Genomic DNA, 18,711 nt, shown 5'->3' on the forward strand with positions numbered 1-18,711 from the left:
TATGGAGGATTACCCAAGTCCGGCTGAAGGGAACGGTCTTGAAAACCGTCAGGCGTGTAAAAGCGTGCGTGGGTTCGAATCCCACATCCTCCTTTAATATTGTTAACGCGGGATGGAGCAGCTCGGTAGCTCGTCGGGCTCATAACCCGAAGGTCGTAGGTTCAAATCCTGCTCCCGCAATAGTTTGGCTCGGTAGCTCAGTTGGTAGAGCAATGGATTGAAGCTCCATGTGTCGGCGGTTCGATTCCGTCTCGCGCCATTTAAAATTTAATAAATGCGGGTGTAGTTTAGTGGTAAAACTACAGCCTTCCAAGCTGTTGTCGCGAGTTCGATTCTCGTCACCCGCTTTTTATTTTTTATTTATATTGGTTATTCCAAGTTTCATGGGCGCATAGCTCAGCTGGTTAGAGCGCACGCCTGATAAGCGTGAGGTCGGTGGTTCGAGTCCACTTGTGCCCATACATGGAATGGAGAATTACTCAAGAGGCTGAAGAGGACGGTTTGCTAAATCGTTAGGTCGGGTAACTGGCGCAAGGGTTCGAATCCCTTATTCTCCGTGCTATTTTACAAACGAGATTATCTTTTGATATCTCGTTTATTTTTATATTCTAAGTTAGTTGGTGCACAATTTTGAAAAAATTAAGAATCTCTCGTCTCGTTTTCTTCGCTGTGTTGATTTTATTGGTTCTCTGTCTTTCTTTGGCATTTCTATTTAAGAATGAGGGAATTGTTTCTAGTGTAACTTCTCCAGTTCGGAGTGTTGTTGCAAGAGTGGATTCTATTGTTTCCGCTCCCTTTAGATCTTTAGATTCTCTTAATGAGGATATTCACGATCTTTTTGATACTTATTCTGAGAACAAAAAGTTAAAGAAAAAGGTTGCAGAGCTTGAAAATCAGAGTGAAGTGATTGATTCTTTAAAATCTGAAAATGGTCAATTAAATAGTGCTATTAATGCATCATCATCTATTACTACTCAGTTTTCTGCTACAGGAAAAGTTATTGTTAGAAGCCCAGTTTCTTGGTATGATTCTTTGACTGTTAAGTTAGGAAAAAATAATAATGTTGCTAAAAAGATGCTTGCTTTGTCAAATGGGGGACTTATTGGTGTAGTCACTGACGTTTCTTCAACTACTTCAAGTATTGCACTTTTAGCAAATGGTTCTGATTTTAGTATTCCTGTTAAAATTTCAACTGCTTCAGGTGATGTTTTTGGAATTTTAGAATCTTATGATTCAGATAAGAAATGTTTTGTTGTTTCGAATCTAAATTCTTCTACTGATATTAATGAAAATGATAGTGTTGTGACAAGTGGACTTGATGGTGATACTGTTGCAAATATTGCTGTTGGCTCAGTTTCAAGTGTGAAGAACAGTTCAGAGAATTTAGAACGTGTTGTTTATGTAACACCTGCGGCAGATTTTTCTGATATCTCATATGTAACAATAGTTGGTGATTAAAGTGGCTTTTTTTAAGAATAAATACTTTTTACTTTTTTTACTTTTTCTCTTGATGTTGATTGATGGTCAGCTTTCTTACTTGATGAGTTCTATTTTCTCATATCATGTGACCATTAGTAGTCATCTTCTTTTATTGGCAATTATTGATTTTTATCATGATAGGAATAAACATTTTGTCTTATTCAGTGCCTTGGTCTTAGGTGCTTTATATGATATCTATTACTTGAATCGAATTGGTTTAGTTGTTTTCCTATTACCAGTTTTAGTAATCTTTACTAATAAGATTACTAAGAGTATTTTTGCTAGTAATTTTCAAACATTAACCTTCTATATTATTGTTTTGTTTTTGTTTGAAATTGTTGGAGAATCAGCTGCTGTTTTATTGGGAATGACAACGTTATCAATGGCTAATTTTATAGCCTATAGTTTTGCGCCAACCCTTATTTTTAACGTTTTGTTGTATTTGATATTCCAGAAATTGTTTAAAAAAGTATATTTTAACGCTTAGATTACCATAACAAAACATAAATGTAACAATCACGTAATATTAATTGCGTGATTTTTTGGTAAAATAATAATGTCTTATCAAAAAGGAGTAGTTTAATTAATATGAAAAAAAGAATTTTATCAGCTGTTCTTGTCAGTGGTGTGACACTGGGAACAGCGGCCGTAACTGTAAATGCGGACGATTATGATACACAAATTGCTGCACAGGATGCTGTAATCAGCAACCTAACTTCAGAACAAGCTGCAGCTCAAAGTAAAGTTGACGCTATTCAAAGTCAAGTGTCTTCTCTTCAATCACAACAAGCTGATTTGGAAGCACAAAATGCTCAACTTGAAGCTGAATCTCAAAAATTAAGTGAAGAAATTCAAGCTCTTTCAAGCAAAATTGTTGCTCGTAACGAAACTTTGAAAAATCAAGCTCGTAACGCACAAAAAAATGCTTCTGCTACAAGCTACATCAACACAATCTTGAACTCTAAATCAGTTTCTGATGCTATCAACCGTGTTCAAGCAATTCGTGAAGTAGTTGCTGCAAACAAAAAAATGCTTGATGAACAAGAAGCTGATAAAGCTGCAATTGAGCAAAAACAAGCTGAAAACCAAGAAGCTATCAATACAGTAGCTGCTAACAAAGCAACTATCGAACAAAATCAAGCTGCTTTGGCAACACAACAAGCTGAATTGCAAGCTGCTCAATTGGATCTTTCTGCTCAATTGGCAACTGCTGAAGATGAACGTGCTAACCTTGTAGCTCAAAAAGAAGCTGCTGAACAAGCCGCTGCTGAAGCTGCTGCAGCACAAGCTGCTGCCGAAGCACAAGCACAAGCTGAAGCACAAGCACAAGCTGAATCTGTAGCACAAGCACAAGCTGCTGTTCAAAACGGTACAGCTACAACTGATACAACTACAGATACTTCAGCTCAAGATTCATCAGCTGCAGCACCAGCACAACAAGCTTCAACTCCAGCTCAAGCAGCGCCAGCACAACAAGCTGCAACACCAGCTCAAAGTGCACCAGCACAAACTGCTGCTAAACCAGCTGCTTCAACTTCATCATCAGCTGCTAAACCATCTTCAGTAACACCAACTACTAACACAGCAGGTAACACTTACCCAGTAGGTCAATGTACTTGGGGTGTTAAATCACTTGCTTCATGGGTTGGTAACTATTGGGGTAATGCTAACCAATGGATTGCTAGCGCACAAGCTGCTGGTCACTCTGTAGGTACTACACCACAAGCTGGTGCAGTAGCTGTATGGCCATACGATGGTGGTGGTTATGGACATGTTGCATACGTAACAGCTGTTCAAAGCTCAACTAACATCCAAGTTATGGAAGCTAACTACGCTGGTAACTCATCAATCGGTAACTACCGTGGATGGTTCAACCCAACTTCATCAACTTGGGGTGGCGGAACTGTCTACTATATCTACCAATAATAAAACTGTGAGAAGGATTATGTCCTTCTCTTTTTTTGTGTCCCTCTATTTTGCCTGTATTTAGCGGATTTAACGCATTTGTCATTGAAAAAATGCTAAAAAAACGTTAAAATGGTAAAGGATAAAAACTTTGGAGGAAATCATGTCTTATTCTGATTTAAAATTGTTTGCCTTATCGTCAAACAAAGAATTAGCAGAAAAAGTAGCTTCGGCTATGGGAATTCAACTCGGAAAATCAACCGTTCGTCAATTTTCTGATGGTGAAATCCAAGTCAACATTGAAGAATCAATTCGCGGCGACCATGTCTTTATTTTGCAGTCAACTAGCTCACCAGTTAACGATAACTTGATGGAAATCTTGATTATGGTTGATGCTCTTAAACGTGCTAGTGCTGAAAAAATTAGTGTGGTTATTCCTTACTACGGTTATGCACGTCAAGACCGTAAAGCTCGTTCACGCGAACCGATTACTTCTAAATTAGTCGCAAATATGCTTGAAGTAGCTGGAGTTGATCGTCTTTTGACTGTTGACTTGCACGCTGCACAAATTCAAGGCTTCTTTGATATTCCAGTTGATCACTTGATGGGTGCACCATTGATCGCTGATTACTTTGACCGTCACGGATTGGTTGGAGACGATGTTGTTGTCGTTAGTCCTGACCACGGTGGTGTGACTCGTGCACGTAAATTGGCACAATTCCTCCAAACACCGATTGCTATCATTGATAAACGTCGTAGTGTTACAAAAATGAATACCAGTGAAGTTATGAACATCATTGGTAATGTTAAAGGTAAAAAATGTATCTTGATTGATGATATGATCGATACAGCAGGTACTATTTGTCACGCAGCAGATGCTCTTGCTGAAGCTGGAGCAACTGCGGTTTATGCATCATGTACTCACCCAGTTCTTTCTGGCCCTGCTCTTGAAAATATCGAGAAATCAGCAATCCAAAAATTGGTTGTTTTGGATACTATCTATCTTCCAGAAGAACGTTTGATCGATAAGATTGAACAAATTTCAATCGCTGAATTAATTGCTGAAGCAATTACTCGTATTCACGAAAAACGTCCTTTGTCACCATTGTTTGAAATGGGAACAGCTAATAAATAAGATTTGGCTTTGGCTTTAAGTCAGAAGAAATCGTTGGTGTTATTCCAGCGATTTTTTTAGTTTTAGATATTAACATGTGGATAAGTCACTTTTAGACATCGTACGGTTATTGCTGTGGATAACTTGAAAAAGGGTGTATAATTATCAAATTTTATGTATAATAGATGTAATTAGATTTTTGAGGTGATGCTATGAGTTTAACTGATCGTTTTAATAAAAATTTAAATAAGATTGAAGTGTCGTTGATTCGTCAATTTGACCAATCTATTTCTGACGTGCCAGGCATTATGAAATTGACTCTTGGAGAGCCTGATTTTACAACACCTGATCATGTTAAAGAGGCAGCAAAAGCTGCGATTGATGCCAATCAGTCTCACTATACTGGGATGGCAGGTTTACCTGCTCTTCGTCAAGCAGCTGCAGATTTTTTGAAATCTAAATATCATTTGTCTTATAATCCTGACAATGAAATTTTGGTTACAATTGGAGCAACGGAAGCTTTGTCAGCAACTTTAACGGCTATTTTGGAACCTGGTGATACAGTTCTTTTGCCTGCGCCAGCTTATCCTGGTTATGAACCTATTGTTAATCTTGTAGGAGCTGAAATTGTTGAAATTGATACAACAGCTAATGATTTTGTTTTAACACCAGAAATGCTTGAAAAAGCCATTTTGGAACAAGGCGATAAGCTAAAAGCTGTTTTGCTTAATTACCCAACTAACCCAACTGGTGTGACTTATTCACGTGAACAAATTAAAGCTTTGGCGGATGTGCTTAAGAAATATGATGCTTTTGTGGTTTCAGATGAAGTTTATTCTGAGTTGACTTATAGTGATGAACCTCATGTATCAATTGCAGAATATCTTCCAGAACAAACGATTTTAATTAATGGTCTTTCTAAATCTCACGCTATGACTGGTTGGCGAATTGGTATGATTTTTGCACCAGCTAATTTTACAGCACAGTTGATTAAGAGTCACCAATACTTGGTTACAGCTGCTGCAACAATGGCACAGTTTGCTGCGATTGAAGCTCTTTCAGCTGGTAAGGATGATGCTCTTCCTATGAAAGCAGAGTATATGAAACGTCGTGATTACATCATTGATAAAATGTCTGCGCTTGGCTTTAAGATTATCAAACCAGATGGTGCCTTTTACATTTTTGCTAAGATTCCAGCTGGCTATGAACAAGATTCATTTAAATTCTGTCAAGATTTTGCGCGTGAAAAAGCTGTTGCTTTCATTCCTGGTGTAGCTTTTGGTAAATATGGTGAAGGCTATCTTCGTTTGTCATATGCGGCAAGTATGGAAACAATCACAACAGCCATGGATCGTTTGAAAGAATTTATGGAAGAACATGCAAAATAAGGAAACTTACGGTCTTGTCCTTTATAATCGTAATTATCGTGAGGATGATAAGTTAGTTAAGATTTTTACTGAAACCAATGGGAAACACATGTTTTTTGTGAAACATGCTAGTAAATCTCGCTTTAATTCGGCTATTCAACCGTTAACGGTAGCTAAATTTATTTTAAAAATCAATGAGACTGGTTTATCTTTTATTGAAGATTATAAGGAAGTTGATTCTTTCAAGGAGATTAATGCGGATTTATTTAAGCTATCTTATGCGTCTTATGTGACGTCCCTAGCTGATGCTGCTGTACCAGATGGTGTTGCAGATCCGCAGTTATTTGCCTTTTTAAAGAAGACTCTTTTGTTGATGGAAGAGGGGCTTGACTATGAAATTTTGACTAATATTTTTGAGATTCAGATTTTAGAACGTTTTGGTGTTAGTCTTAATTTTCATGAGTGTGCTTTTTGTCATCGTGTAGGGCTTCCTTTTGATTTTTCACACAAGTATTCTGGTTTGCTTTGTCCTGAACATTATGTGAAAGATGATCATCGCAGTCATTTGGATCCGAATGTTCTTTATCTGGTGGATCGTTTTCAAGCAATTCAATTTGATGATTTGAAGACAATCTCTGTCAAGCCAGAGATGAAGCGAAAATTACGGTTGTTCATTGATGATATTTATGACAATTATGTTGGTCTTCGTTTGAAGAGTAAGAAATTCATCGATGATTTAGGAACTTGGGGAAATATTATGAAATAAGGTCATTTGATGAGCACCAATTTTAGAGTGTTTATCAGATGGCTTTTTTTCTGAAAGCATGCGAGGATTTTCAAAAAATGAAAAAAATCGCGAATCATGCTATAATAAGGCGATAATGTTTTGTGAGGAAATTCATATGAAGAAAATTGCTATTGATGCTATGGGCGGAGATAATGCTCCTAAAGCTATTGTTGAGGGAGTTAATCGTGCCTTGGCTGAATTCTCAGATATTGAGATTCAACTTTATGGAGATGAAGCAAAAATTAAGGAATATTTGACAGCAACAGAGCGTGTGTCAATTATTCATACAGATGAAAAAATCAATTCGGACGATGAACCAGCAAAAGCGATTCGTCGTAAAAAGAAAGCTAGTATGGTACTTGGTGCTCAAGCCGTTAAGGAAGGAACAGCAGATGCTGTGATTTCTGCAGGTAATACAGGTGCTCTTTTGGCAGCAGGACTTTTTGTTGTCGGACGTATTAAAGGAATTGATCGTCCAGGTTTGATGTCTACTTTACCAACTCTTGATGGTAAAGGTTATGATATGTTAGACCTTGGTGCGAATGCTGAAAATACCCCTAAACACTTGCACCAATATGCTATTTTAGGGTCATTTTATGCTAAAAATGTTCGTGGTATTGATAAACCACGTGTGGGTCTGCTAAATAACGGAACAGAAGCTACTAAAGGTGATCCACTTCATAAAGAAACTTACGCTCTTTTGGCAGAAGACGCTAGTCTAAACTTTGTTGGAAATGTCGAAGCGCGTGATTTGATGAATGGTGTTGCTGATGTTGTGGTATCAGATGGTTTCACAGGAAACGCTGTTCTTAAAACGATGGAAGGAACTGCTCTTAACATTATGGGAAGCTTGAAATCTTCTATTAAATCAGGTGGATGGAAAGCAAAATTAGGAGCCCTTCTACTAAAAGACAGTTTGTATAGTCTAAAAGATACTATGGATTATTCAAGTGCAGGTGGTGCGGTTCTCTTTGGGCTTAAAGCACCTGTTGTGAAATGTCATGGTTCAAGTGACGCGCAAGCTGTTTACTATACTATTAGACAAGCTCGTAAGATGTTAGATACAAATGTTGTTGGTCAATTGGTTGAAGCATTCACACCAAAAGACTAATGAAAAGGGAGGATGAAATGACAAAAGAGGCTATTTTTGAAAGGATTAGTTTCATCATTAAGGAGCAAATGAATAAACCAGATATGGAGATTACGCAAACAACGAGTCTTCATGATGATTTGGGAGTTGATTCAATTGCCTTGATGGAATTTATCATCAACTTGGAAGATGAGTTTCATTTGGAAATCCCTGATGAAGATGTTGAAGACATGAAATGTATGGGAGAAATGATGGAATATCTCTATAATAGAGTAAATTAAGCAAAAACGTTCGCTAAAAGCGGACGTTTTTATTTTTATTTTATTAAAAAGTCTGTTAAATATTGAAATTGGTTAGAGCATGTGTTAAAATTTAGTAGAATAAAAGCGAAAGGCGAACAAAAACATGTCACGACAACTAATTTATACGGGAAAAGCTAAAGATATTTACACAACTTCAGAAGATGAGAACTTGATTATTTCAGTCTACAAAGACCAAGCAACAATGCTTAATGGTGCTCGTAAAGAGACTATTAAAGGTAAAGGCGTTCTTAATAATCAAATCTCATCTTTAATTTTTACTAAATTGAATGAAGCAGGTGTGGCAACTCACTTTGTTAAACAATTGTCAGAAACCGAACAATTGAACAAAAAAGTTGATATTGTTCCTCTTGAAGTTGTTTTGCGTAATGTTACAGCAGGTTCATTCTCAAAACGTTTTGGTGTCGAAGAAGGTATCAAATTGGACACACCAATTGTTGAGTTTTATTACAAAAACGATGAATTGGATGACCCATTCATTAATGATGAACATGTGAAATTCCTTGGTATTGCAAGCGATGAAGATATTGCTTACATCAAAGCTGAAACACGTCGTATTAATGAACTTTTGAAAGATTGGTTCAAACAAATCGGACTTACTTTGATTGATTTCAAATTGGAATTTGGTAAAGATAAAGACGGTAAAATCATTCTTGCTGATGAATTTTCACCTGATAACTGCCGTCTTTGGGATGCTGAAGGTCACCACATGGACAAAGATGTCTTCCGTCGTGATCTTGGTAGCTTAACAGATGTTTATGAAGTTGTTCTTGAAAAACTAAAAGGACTTAAATAATCTGCAACATTTGCTAGTAGGTAAAAGAAGAATTCTAAAAAGGGTAAAAAATGGATAAACGAATTTTCGTTGAGAAAAAATCAAATTTCAATATTAAAGCTCAAGCGCTTGTTAAAGAGCTTAAACATAATCTTCAATTAACAAGTTTGACTGATCTACGTATCATTCAAGTTTATGATGTTTTTGGGCTAGACAAAGCACTTTTTGAACGTGCGGAAAAACATATTTTTTCTGAACAAGTAACAGATAATATTTTAGCTGAAAATGATTTGGTTGCTGAACTTGCTAATTATGCTTTCTTTGCGATTGAATCACTTCCTGGTCAGTTTGACCAACGTGCAGCCTCATCACAAGAAGCCTTGCTTTTGCTTGGTAGCAATAGTGACGTGACTGTTAATACTGCTCAACTTTATCTCGTTAATAAAAATATCGCTGCAGCTGAACTTGATGCGGTTAAGAATTATTTGCTTAATCCTGTTGATTCTCGTTTTAAAGATATTACAACAGGAATTGCCCCACAAGCATTTTCAGAATCTGACAAAACAATTCCAAATCTTGATTTCTTTAAAACTTATACAGCAGCTGAATTTGCTGACTACAAAGCTGAACAAAGTTTGGCGATGGAAGTTGATGACCTTCTTTTCATCCAAGATTATTTCAAATCAATTGGTCGTGTGCCAACTGAAACTGAATTGAAAGTTTTGGACACTTACTGGTCAGACCACTGCCGTCACACAACCTTTGAAACTGAGCTTAAACATATTGATTTCTCAGCGTCTAAATTCCAAAAACAATTGCAAGCAACTTATGATAAATACATTGCTATGCGTGACGAACTAGGACGTTCTGAAAAACCACAAACATTGATGGATATGGCGACTATTTTTGGTCGTTACGAACGTGCTAACGGACGTTTGGACGACATGGAAGTCTCAGATGAAATCAACGCATGTTCTGTTGAAATCGAAGTAGATGTGAATGGTGTTAAAGAACCTTGGCTTCTTATGTTCAAGAATGAAACACATAATCACCCAACAGAAATTGAACCATTTGGTGGTGCTGCAACATGTATTGGTGGTGCTATTCGCGACCCATTGTCAGGACGTTCTTATGTTTACCAAGCTATGCGTATCTCAGGTGCTGGTGATATCACAACACCAATTGCAGAAACTCGTCTTGGTAAATTGCCACAACAAGTGATTTCTAAAACAGCAGCTCATGGTTATTCTTCATATGGTAACCAAATCGGTCTTGCAACAACTTACGTTAAAGAATACTTCCACCCAGGATTTGTTGCTAAACGTATGGAACTTGGTGCTGTTGTTGGTGCAGCTCCTAAAGGTAATGTTGTTCGTGAAAAACCAGAAGCTGGTGATGTAGTTATCCTTCTTGGTGGTAAAACTGGTCGTGATGGTGTCGGTGGTGCAACGGGTTCTTCTAAAGTTCAAACGGTTGAATCTGTTGAAACAGCTGGCGCAGAAGTTCAAAAAGGTAATGCCATCGAAGAACGTAAAATTCAACGTCTTTTCCGTAATGGCAATGTGACTCGCCTCATCAAAAAATCAAATGACTTTGGTGCTGGTGGTGTCTGTGTTGCGATTGGTGAATTGGCTGATGGTCTTGAAATTGACCTTAATAAAGTGCCACTTAAATATCAAGGGCTTAACGGAACTGAAATTGCTATCTCAGAATCACAAGAACGTATGGCTGTTGTAGTTCGTCCGAAAGACGTTGAAGCTTTCGTAGCTGAATGTCACAAAGAAAATATCGATGCTGTTGTTGTTGCGACAGTTACAGAAAAACCAAACCTTGTCATGACTTGGAATGGTCAAACCATTGTCGATATTGAACGTCGTTTCCTTGATACTAACGGTGTGCGCGTGGTCGTTGATGCTGATGTCGTTGACAGTCAAGTTGACATGCCAGAACAACGTACAACTTCAGCAGCAACTCTTGAAACTGATACAACTAAAGTCCTTTCAGACCTTAACCATGCTAGCCAAAAAGGTTTACAAACAATCTTTGATAGCTCTGTTGGTCGTTCAACAGTTAACCATCCAATTGGTGGTCGTTACCAAATCACACCAACAGAAAGTTCTGTTCAAAAACTTCCTGTTCAAAATGGTGTAACAACAACAGCTTCAGTCATGGCTCAAGGATTCAATCCTTACATTGCTGAATGGTCACCATATCACGGTGCTGCTTATGCTGTGATTGAAGCGACAGCACGTTTGGTGGCAACTGGAGCTAATTGGTCTAAAGCACGTTTTTCTTATCAAGAATACTTCCAACGTATGGATAAAAAAGCTGAACGCTTTGGTCAACCTGTCTCAGCTCTTCTTGGTTCAATCGAAGCTCAAATTCAACTTGGTTTACCATCAATTGGTGGTAAAGATTCAATGTCTGGTACTTTTGAAGAATTGACAGTACCACCAACATTGGTTGCTTTTGGGGTAACAACAGCCGATAGCCGTAAAGTTCTTTCACCTGAATTTAAAGCAGCTGGCGAAAATGTTTACTATATTCCAGGTCAAGCTATTTCACAAGATATTGATTTTGACCTAATCAAAGGTAACTTTGCTAAATTTGAAGCCATTCAAAAAGCACATCACATTACAGCAGCGTCAGCTGTTAAATACGGTGGTGTGATGGAAAGCTTGGCACTTGCTAGCTTTGGTAATCATATCGGTGCTAAGGTTGAATTGGCCGAGCTTGCAACAAGCTTGACAGCACAACTTGGTGGCTTTGTCTTTACTTCAGATGAAGAAATTGCTGACGCTGTTAAAATTGGTGAAACAACAGCTGATTTTACACTTACTGTCAACGATATCAACCTTGCTGGTGACAAACTTCTTTCAGCCTTTGAAGGAACACTTGAAGAAGTTTACCCAACTGAATTTGAACAAAGTACTAAGCTTGAAGATGTTCCAGCTGTCGCTTCAGACGCTGTCATTAAAGCAAGTGAAAAAGTTGCTGAACCACTTGTTTACATCCCAGTTTTCCCTGGCACAAACTCAGAATACGATTCAGCTAAAGCCTTTGAACAAGCTGGTGCAAAAGTTAATTTGGTACCATTTGTGACACTTAACGAAGCAGCAATCGAAGCTTCAGTTGACACAATGGTTGACAACATCAGTAAAGCTAACATTATCTTCTTTGCTGGAGGATTCTCAGCTGCTGATGAACCAGATGGTTCTGCTAAATTTATCGTGAACATCTTGCTTAACCAAAAAGTTCGCGCAGCTATTGATAGCTTTATCGAAAAAGGTGGTCTTATCATTGGTATCTGTAATGGATTCCAAGCTCTTGTTAAATCAGGTCTTCTTCCATACGGTAACTTTGAAGATGCTACTGAAACAAGTCCAACTCTTTTCTACAACGATGCTAACCAACACGTGGCGAAAATGGTTGAAACACGTATTGCAAATACAAACTCACCTTGGCTTGCTGGTGTTGAAGTTGGTGATGTTTACGCTATTCCAGTTTCACATGGTGAAGGTAAATTTGTTGTGACTGATGAAGAGTTTGCTGAACTTCGTGATAACGGACAAATCTTTAGTCAATACGTTGACTTCGATGGCAAACCAAGCATGGATTCTAAATACAATCCGAATGGCTCTGTGAATGCTATTGAAGGTATCACAAGCAAGAACGGACAAATCATCGGTAAGATGGGACACTCAGAACGTTACGAAGATGGTCTTTTCCAAAATATTCCAGGAAATAAAGACCAACACTTGTTCCGTAGCGCGGTTGAGTATTTCACTAAAGCTTAATATCCACAAAAATATATTTTATAGAATTGATAGTGACAGGGTACGTGAGTACCTTTTGTCAACTTATCAGAGAAAAATTCTGACGAGTAAATTTAGGTAATAAAAAAGAATGACATACGAAGTTAAATCTCTTAATGAAGAGTGTGGTGTGTTTGGGATTTGGGGACATCCTCAAGCTGCTCACGTCACTTATTTTGGACTCCACAGTCTTCAACACCGCGGTCAAGAAGGTGCTGGTATCGTAACTAACGATAACGGCAAACTTCTTCAACATCGCAATACAGGTCTCCTTTCAGATGTGTTTAAAAATCCTGCTGATTTGGAAAAATTGACAGGGACTGCAGCTATCGGTCACGTTCGTTACGCGACTGCTGGCTCAGCATCTATTAATAACATCCAACCTTTCCTTTACAACTTCACAGACGAACAGTTTGGTCTTTGCCACAATGGTAATTTGACAAATGCCGTATCATTGAAGAAAGAACTTGAAGATGAAGGTGCGATTTTCAATGCCTCATCAGATACTGAAATTTTGATGCATTTGATTCGTCGTAGTCACAATCCAGAGTTCCTTGGGAAAGTTAAAGAAGCCCTTAACACTGTCAAAGGTGGCTTTGCTTATCTGTTGATGACAAAAGATAAGTTAATTGCTGCGCTTGATCCAAATGGTTTTCGTCCATTGTCAATTGGTCAAATGGAAAATGGCGCTTGGGTGGTTTCAAGTGAAACATGTGCTTTTGAAGTGATTGGTGCTAAGTGGGTTCGTGATGTAAAACCTGGTGAAATGGTGATTATCGATGACAGTGGTATTCGCTATGACTCTTACACAAATGACACTCAACTTGCCATTTGTTCAATGGAATACATTTACTTTGCCCGCCCTGATAGTGACATTTACGGTGTCAATGTTCACACAGCTCGTAAAAATATGGGGAAACGTTTGGCACAAGAGTTTCATCATGAAGCTGATATCGTTGTTGGTGTGCCAAATTCATCGCTTTCAGCAGCCATGGGATTTGCTGAAGAATCAGGTCTTCCTAATGAAATGGGCTTGGTGAAAAACCAATACACACAACGTACCTTCATTCAACCGACACAAGAATTGCGTGAGCAAGGTGTTCGTATGAAACTTTCAGCTGTTTCAGGTGTTGTTAAAGGTAAGCGCGTGGTCATGGTAGATGATTCTATCGTACGTGGAACAACTTCACGTCGCATTGTTCGTCTTCTTCGTGAAGCAGGTGCGACAGAAGTTCACGTGGCTATTGGTAGTCCAGAGTTGAAATACCCATGTTTCTACGGTATCGACATTCAAAATCGTCGTGAATTGATTTCGGCTAATCATACCAAAGATGAAGTTTGTGAAATTATCGGTGCAGATAGTCTAACTTACTTGTCAATTGATGGTTTGATTGAATCAATCGGTCTTGATACAGATGCTCCAAATGGTGGTCTTTGTGTGGCATACTTTGACGGTAAGTATCCAACACCACTCTATGATTATGAAGAAGCATACCTCAAGAGCTTGGAAGAAAAAACAAGTTTCTATATTCACGAAGTTAATGAGAATAAATAGCTTTTGGTTAGAGGAAATGAGGAACTAATGTTTTCAGATAAATATATTGAAAAAGTTATAGCAACTCACTCACATCTTTGTGTTGGTTTAGATCCGATTTTAGACAAGTATCCAACTTATCTTTTGCAAGAGGCTACAGAAAAGTATGGTAAAACTCCGAAAGGTGCTGCATATGCTATCTTGACTTTTAATAAAATGGTTATTGATTTAATTGATGGTAAGGTTCCTGCTATCAAACCACAGCTTGCCTATTTTGAAAAATATGGTGCAGAAGGTTTACAAGCTTTCTGGGATACTGTTGCTTATGCTCATGAGAAAGGATTGTTGGTTATTGCAGATGCCAAGCGTGGGGATATCGGAACGACTTCTGAAGCTTATGCTAAAGCTTTCTTCAAAGGTTCTTGTGATGAATGGATGGATGAAACAAGTTATGTTGATGCTGTTACAGTAAATCCTTTTCTAGGAAGTGATGGGGTGACACCATTTGTAGAAGTTGGTCATGAAACTGGTAATGGAACAATTATTCTTGTTAAAACTAGCAATCCCTCTTCTGGTGAGTTACAAGACATGGAAACAGTTAATGGTGCTACAGTATCAGAACTTGTTTGTGATTACATTAATAATCATGGAACAAAAGTTGGTAGGTATGGATATTCTGATTTAGGTGCAGTTATCGGTGCAACTTATCCAGAAGAAGTTGCTAAATTTAGAAAACTATTACCGAACTCATTGTTCTTGATGCCTGGTATTGGATATCAAGGTGGAGATGTCACTTTGCTTGAATCAGCATTTGATGATAAAGGAACTGGTGTTATTATTCCATGTTCAAGAGCTATCAATTATGCTTATCAAGATGTTGATGCTTCTCAAGAAGAAGTTAGAACTGCTATTTCTAAAGCTGTCGATGGTTATAATAAGTTAATCAACGATACTTTGGAAAAGTCAAATAAACTTATCTGGAAAAATGTTTAAATAGCTCTGCTATTTCCCAAAAAGGAGAAAATATTATGTCAAAAAATGCTTACGCTCAGTCTGGTGTTGATGTTGAAGCGGGTTATGAAGTTGTTGCACGTATCAAAAAACACGTGGCACGTACTGAACGTGCTGGTGTTATGGGCGCTCTTGGTGGTTTTGGTGGTATGTTTGACCTTACTAAAACTGGCGTTAAAGAACCTGTTTTGATTTCAGGAACTGATGGTGTGGGAACAAAACTCATGCTTGCCATTAAATATGACAAACACGATACCATCGGTCAAGACTGTGTAGCAATGTGTGTCAATGATATCATTGCTGCTGGTGCAGAACCACTTTACTTCCTAGATTACATCGCAACTGGTAAAAATGAACCTGCAAAACTTGAACAAGTCGTTGCAGGTGTTGCTGAAGGTTGTGTGCAATCTGGTGCAGCTCTTATCGGTGGTGAAACTGCTGAAATGCCTGGTATGTACGGCGAAGATGATTATGATTTGGCTGGTTTTGCAGTAGGTGTTGCTGAAAAATCACAAATCATTGATGGTTCAAAAGTTTCTGATGGCGACGTTCTTCTTGGACTTGCTTCAAGCGGTATTCACTCAAATGGTTACTCACTTGTTCGTCGAGTTTTTGCTGATTATTCAGGTGAAGAAGTTCTTCCAGAACTTGAAGGTAAAAAATTGAAAGAAGTTCTTCTTGAACCAACTCGTATCTACGTTAAAGCGGTGCTTCCACTTATCAAAGAAGAATTGGTCAATGGTATTGCCCACATTACTGGCGGTGGTTTCATCGAAAATGTTCCACGTATGTTCGCTGATGATTTGGCTGCTGAAATCGAAGAAGATAAAATTCCAGTTCTTCCAATTTTCAAAGCTCTTGAAAAATACGGTAACATCAAACACGAAGAAATGTTTGAAATCTTCAACATGGGTATTGGTTTGATGATGGCAGTTAGCCCTGACAAAGTTGAACGCGTTAAAGAATTACTTGACGAACCAGTTTACGAACTTGGTCGCATCGTTAAAAAAGCAGATGCAAGTGTGGTGATTAAATAATGAAAAAAATCGCAGTATTTGCGAGTGGTAACGGGTCAAATTTTCAAGTTATTGCTGAGCAATTTCCTGTTGAGTTTGTCTTTTCAGACCACCGAGATGCTTATGTCTTAGAACGTGCTGAAAAACTCGGTGTGACAGCTCATGCTTTTGAACTTAAAGAGTTTGATAGTAAAGTAGATTATGAAAAAGCAATTGTAGCTTTGCTTGAAAAATATGACATTGATTTGGTTTGCTTGGCTGGTTATATGAAAATTGTTGGGCCGACTTTGTTAAAAGCTTACGAAGGTCGTATTATCAATATTCATCCAGCTTATCTTCCTGAATTTCCAGGTGCTCATGGTATTGATGATGCTTGGGAAGCAGGAGTTGACCAATCTGGCGTTACCATTCATTGGGTTGACAGTGGTGTCGATACAGGGACAGTGATTAAACAAGTTCGTGTGCCTCGTCTAGCAGGTGATACCATTGAAAGCTTTGAAGCTCGCATTCATGAAAATGAGTATAAGCTTTATCCTGAGGTTTTAGAGAGCTTGGGAGTTGAGAAAAAGTAATCTCAAAAGTTAGATTTTGTGATAACTTTGAAGGCTAAACATAACAGTAACATCTTTTTAAAGGAGAAAAAATGACAAAACGTGCACTAATTAGTGTTTCTGACAAAGCGGGCATTGTTGAATTTGCTCAAGAATTGAAAAAACTTGGTTGGGATATCATCTCAACTGGTGGAACAAAAGTTGCGCTTGATAAAGCAGGTGTTGATACTATTGCGATTGATGATGTAACTGGTTTTCCAGAAATGATGGATGGACGTGTGAAGACACTTCACCCAAATATCCACGGTGGTCTTTTGGCTCGTCGTGACCTTGATAGCCACCTTCAAGCAGCAAAAGATAATCACATTGAATTGATTGACCTTGTTGTGGTTAACCTTTACCCATTCAAAGAAACAATCTTGAAACCAGATGTGACTTACGCTGATGCGGTTGAAAACATTGATATCGGTGGTCCTTCAATGCTTCGCTCTGCAGCTAAAAACCACGCTAGTGTTACAGTTGTCGTTGACCCAGCTGATTACGCTGTTGTTTTGGATGAATTGTCAGCTAATGGTGAAACAACATTTGAAACTCGTCAACGTTTGGCAGCGAAAGTCTTCCGTCACACAGCAGCATACGATGCTTTGATTGCGGAATACTTTACAAAACAAGTCGGTGAAACAAAACCTGAAAAACTTACCATCACTTACGATCTTAAACAACCAATGCGTTATGGTGAAAACCCACAACAAGATGCGGATTTCTACCAAAAAGCATTGCCAACAGATTACTCAATTGCTTCTGCTAAACAATTGAACGGTAAAGAATTGTCATTTAATAACATCCGCGATGCTGATGCAGCTATTCGTATCATCCGTGATTTCAAAGACCGTCCAACTGTTGTTGCTCTTAAACACATGAACCCATGTGGTATCGGACAAGCTGATGACATTGAAACTGCTTGGGATTACGCTTATGAATCAGACCCAGTATCAATCTTTGGTGGTATTGTTGTGTTGAACCGTGAAGTTGACGCTGCAACAGCTAAGAAAATGCACGCTATCTTCCTTGAAATCATCATTGCTCCAAGTTATTCTGATGAAGCTCTTGAAATCTTGACAACTAAGAAGAAAAACATGCGTATTCTTCAATTGCCATTTGATGCTCAAGAAGCTAGCCAAGTTGAAAAAGAATACACTGGTGTTGTTGGTGGACTTTTGGTTCAAAACCAAGATGTTATCGAAGAAAATCCAGCAGATTGGAAAGTTGTCACAAAACGTCAACCAACTGAACAAGAAAAAGCTGCGCTTGAATTTGCTTGGAAATCAATCAAATACGTTAAATCTAACGGTATCATCGTAACAAATGACCACATGACACTTGGTGTTGGTCCTGGTCAAACAAACCGTGTGGCTTCTGTTCGTATCGCACTTGACCAAGCCAAAGACCGTCTTGACGGTGCTGTCCTTGCTAGTGATGCTTTCTTCCCATTTGCGGACAACGTTGAAGAAATTGCTGCTGCAGGTGTGAAAGCTATCATCCAACCTGGTGGTTCAGTTCGTGACCAAGAATCTATTGATATGGCTGATAAATACGGCATTGCCATGGTATTCACAGGTGTTCGTCACTTCCGTCACTAAGATAAATAGGCAAACTTCCTTTAATAAATATTTCATGAAGCATCTTGGCTAAGGCTAGGATGCTTTTACTTTAAGCTTTTTGAAAGTTATGCTTAAGTCTTACTTAAGTAAGGCTTACTATACTAACAATAACTCCTAAATAAACTTTTTTTCATAATCCAACCAAGTCCCAGTCTATCTAGATTGGGATTTTTTTATTTTTATGGTATTTTTTCTAAACTTATCACAGGATTTCCATCTATTTCCGAACAAATATGTTATAATATATCTAGATAATTCGTGAAAATATTTTGTTTTTACGTGCTTT

At 38.1% G+C, this 18,711-nt stretch carries 15 protein-coding genes and 6 tRNA genes; all 21 read left to right on the forward strand.

Annotated elements, in window-relative coordinates; translation table 11 throughout:
- Positions 1-3 precede the first annotated feature (3 nt).
- The 21 genes from BMX18_RS08515 to purH all read left to right on the forward strand — a co-directional run bounded on the left by BMX18_RS08515 (position 4) and on the right by purH (position 18,404).
- Positions 4-93 (forward strand) — tRNA-Ser (locus BMX18_RS08515).
- A 13-nt stretch (positions 94-106) separates the two neighbouring features.
- Positions 107-180, forward strand: a tRNA-Met gene (locus tag BMX18_RS08520).
- A gap of 6 nt (positions 181-186) precedes the next feature.
- Positions 187-259: transfer RNA gene (locus BMX18_RS08525), tRNA-Phe, on the forward strand.
- A 17-nt stretch (positions 260-276) separates the two neighbouring features.
- A tRNA-Gly gene (locus BMX18_RS08530) sits at positions 277-347 on the forward strand.
- A gap of 38 nt (positions 348-385) precedes the next feature.
- Positions 386-459: transfer RNA gene (locus BMX18_RS08535), tRNA-Ile, on the forward strand.
- A 10-nt stretch (positions 460-469) separates the two neighbouring features.
- Positions 470-557, forward strand: a tRNA-Ser gene (locus tag BMX18_RS08540).
- A 73-nt stretch (positions 558-630) separates the two neighbouring features.
- Complete coding sequence (mreC, locus tag BMX18_RS08545; RefSeq protein ID WP_257609281.1) at positions 631-1,458, forward strand: rod shape-determining protein MreC; 828 nt, start codon at positions 631-633, stop codon at positions 1,456-1,458.
- Positions 1,451-1,966, forward strand: coding sequence for a rod shape-determining protein MreD (mreD, locus tag BMX18_RS08550; RefSeq protein WP_180366651.1), 516 nt, complete (start codon positions 1,451-1,453; stop codon positions 1,964-1,966). The genes mreC and mreD overlap by 8 nt, the downstream gene beginning before the upstream one ends.
- Positions 1,967-2,067: 101 nt before the next feature.
- Positions 2,068-3,405, forward strand: a complete 1,338-nt coding sequence (locus tag BMX18_RS08555) for a CHAP domain-containing protein (RefSeq protein ID WP_039696067.1) — start codon at positions 2,068-2,070, stop codon at positions 3,403-3,405.
- A 142-nt stretch (positions 3,406-3,547) separates the two neighbouring features.
- Complete coding sequence (locus tag BMX18_RS08560) at positions 3,548-4,519, forward strand: ribose-phosphate diphosphokinase (protein ID WP_039696066.1); 972 nt, start codon at positions 3,548-3,550, stop codon at positions 4,517-4,519.
- Positions 4,520-4,710: 191 nt separating this feature from the next.
- On the forward strand, positions 4,711-5,886 hold the full coding sequence (locus BMX18_RS08565) for a pyridoxal phosphate-dependent aminotransferase (RefSeq protein WP_093816049.1): 1,176 nt from the start codon (positions 4,711-4,713) through the stop codon (positions 5,884-5,886).
- The gene (gene recO, locus BMX18_RS08570; RefSeq protein WP_093816050.1) at positions 5,876-6,631 is read left to right on the forward strand and encodes a DNA repair protein RecO; all 756 of its coding nucleotides are present in this window, start codon (positions 5,876-5,878) and stop codon (positions 6,629-6,631) included. Before BMX18_RS08565 ends, recO begins: the two co-directional genes overlap by 11 nt.
- Before the next feature lie 136 nt (positions 6,632-6,767).
- Complete coding sequence (gene plsX, locus BMX18_RS08575; RefSeq protein WP_074965599.1) at positions 6,768-7,763, forward strand: phosphate acyltransferase PlsX; 996 nt, start codon at positions 6,768-6,770, stop codon at positions 7,761-7,763.
- Between the two features lie 17 nt (positions 7,764-7,780).
- Entirely contained in the window at positions 7,781-8,023 is a 243-nt protein-coding gene (locus tag BMX18_RS08580; RefSeq protein WP_039696062.1) for an acyl carrier protein, read from the forward strand.
- Between the two features lie 124 nt (positions 8,024-8,147).
- A complete protein-coding gene (purC, locus tag BMX18_RS08585) occupies positions 8,148-8,858 on the forward strand; it encodes a phosphoribosylaminoimidazolesuccinocarboxamide synthase (protein WP_074565243.1) in 711 nt (236 codons plus the stop codon).
- A 50-nt stretch (positions 8,859-8,908) separates the two neighbouring features.
- The gene (locus BMX18_RS08590) at positions 8,909-12,634 is read left to right on the forward strand and encodes a phosphoribosylformylglycinamidine synthase (RefSeq protein WP_093816052.1); all 3,726 of its coding nucleotides are present in this window, start codon (positions 8,909-8,911) and stop codon (positions 12,632-12,634) included.
- A 109-nt stretch (positions 12,635-12,743) separates the two neighbouring features.
- Entirely contained in the window at positions 12,744-14,207 is a 1,464-nt protein-coding gene (purF, locus tag BMX18_RS08595) for an amidophosphoribosyltransferase (protein WP_039696059.1), read from the forward strand.
- Positions 14,208-14,234: 27 nt separating this feature from the next.
- Positions 14,235-15,179, forward strand: coding sequence for an orotidine-5'-phosphate decarboxylase (gene pyrF / locus BMX18_RS08600; RefSeq protein ID WP_093816054.1), 945 nt, complete (start codon positions 14,235-14,237; stop codon positions 15,177-15,179).
- A gap of 35 nt (positions 15,180-15,214) precedes the next feature.
- Positions 15,215-16,234 (forward strand): phosphoribosylformylglycinamidine cyclo-ligase, encoded by a 1,020-nt coding sequence (gene purM, locus BMX18_RS08605; RefSeq protein WP_074561393.1) that lies wholly within the window; start codon positions 15,215-15,217, stop codon positions 16,232-16,234.
- Positions 16,234-16,785, forward strand: a complete 552-nt coding sequence (purN, locus tag BMX18_RS08610; protein ID WP_074965590.1) for a phosphoribosylglycinamide formyltransferase — start codon at positions 16,234-16,236, stop codon at positions 16,783-16,785. The genes purM and purN overlap by 1 nt, the downstream gene beginning before the upstream one ends.
- 71 nt (positions 16,786-16,856) lie before the next feature.
- On the forward strand, positions 16,857-18,404 hold the full coding sequence (purH, locus tag BMX18_RS08615) for a bifunctional phosphoribosylaminoimidazolecarboxamide formyltransferase/IMP cyclohydrolase (protein ID WP_074561395.1): 1,548 nt from the start codon (positions 16,857-16,859) through the stop codon (positions 18,402-18,404).
- Positions 18,405-18,711: the final 307 nt, after the last annotated feature.

The organism is Streptococcus sp. 45 (genome assembly GCF_900108865.1).
Taxonomy (GTDB): domain Bacteria; phylum Bacillota; class Bacilli; order Lactobacillales; family Streptococcaceae; genus Streptococcus; species Streptococcus ruminicola.

Excerpts from the sequence above, each read along its gene's own strand:
- BMX18_RS08555 (WP_039696067.1), top strand. The coding sequence starts at position 2,068 with ATGAAAAAAAGAATTTTATCAGCTGTTCTTGTCAGTGGTGTGACACTG.
- BMX18_RS08560 (WP_039696066.1), top strand. The coding sequence starts at position 3,548 with ATGTCTTATTCTGATTTAAAATTGTTTGCCTTATCGTCAAACAAAGAA.
- BMX18_RS08565 (WP_093816049.1), top strand. The coding sequence starts at position 4,711 with ATGAGTTTAACTGATCGTTTTAATAAAAATTTAAATAAGATTGAAGTG.
- recO (WP_093816050.1), top strand. The coding sequence starts at position 5,876 with ATGCAAAATAAGGAAACTTACGGTCTTGTCCTTTATAATCGTAATTAT.
- plsX (WP_074965599.1), top strand. The coding sequence starts at position 6,768 with ATGAAGAAAATTGCTATTGATGCTATGGGCGGAGATAATGCTCCTAAA.
- BMX18_RS08580 (WP_039696062.1), top strand. The coding sequence starts at position 7,781 with ATGACAAAAGAGGCTATTTTTGAAAGGATTAGTTTCATCATTAAGGAG.
- purC (WP_074565243.1), top strand. The coding sequence starts at position 8,148 with ATGTCACGACAACTAATTTATACGGGAAAAGCTAAAGATATTTACACA.
- BMX18_RS08590 (WP_093816052.1), top strand. The coding sequence starts at position 8,909 with ATGGATAAACGAATTTTCGTTGAGAAAAAATCAAATTTCAATATTAAA.
- purF (WP_039696059.1), top strand. The coding sequence starts at position 12,744 with ATGACATACGAAGTTAAATCTCTTAATGAAGAGTGTGGTGTGTTTGGG.
- pyrF (WP_093816054.1), top strand. The coding sequence starts at position 14,235 with ATGTTTTCAGATAAATATATTGAAAAAGTTATAGCAACTCACTCACAT.
- purM (WP_074561393.1), top strand. The coding sequence starts at position 15,215 with ATGTCAAAAAATGCTTACGCTCAGTCTGGTGTTGATGTTGAAGCGGGT.
- purN (WP_074965590.1), top strand. The coding sequence starts at position 16,234 with ATGAAAAAAATCGCAGTATTTGCGAGTGGTAACGGGTCAAATTTTCAA.
- purH (WP_074561395.1), top strand. The coding sequence starts at position 16,857 with ATGACAAAACGTGCACTAATTAGTGTTTCTGACAAAGCGGGCATTGTT.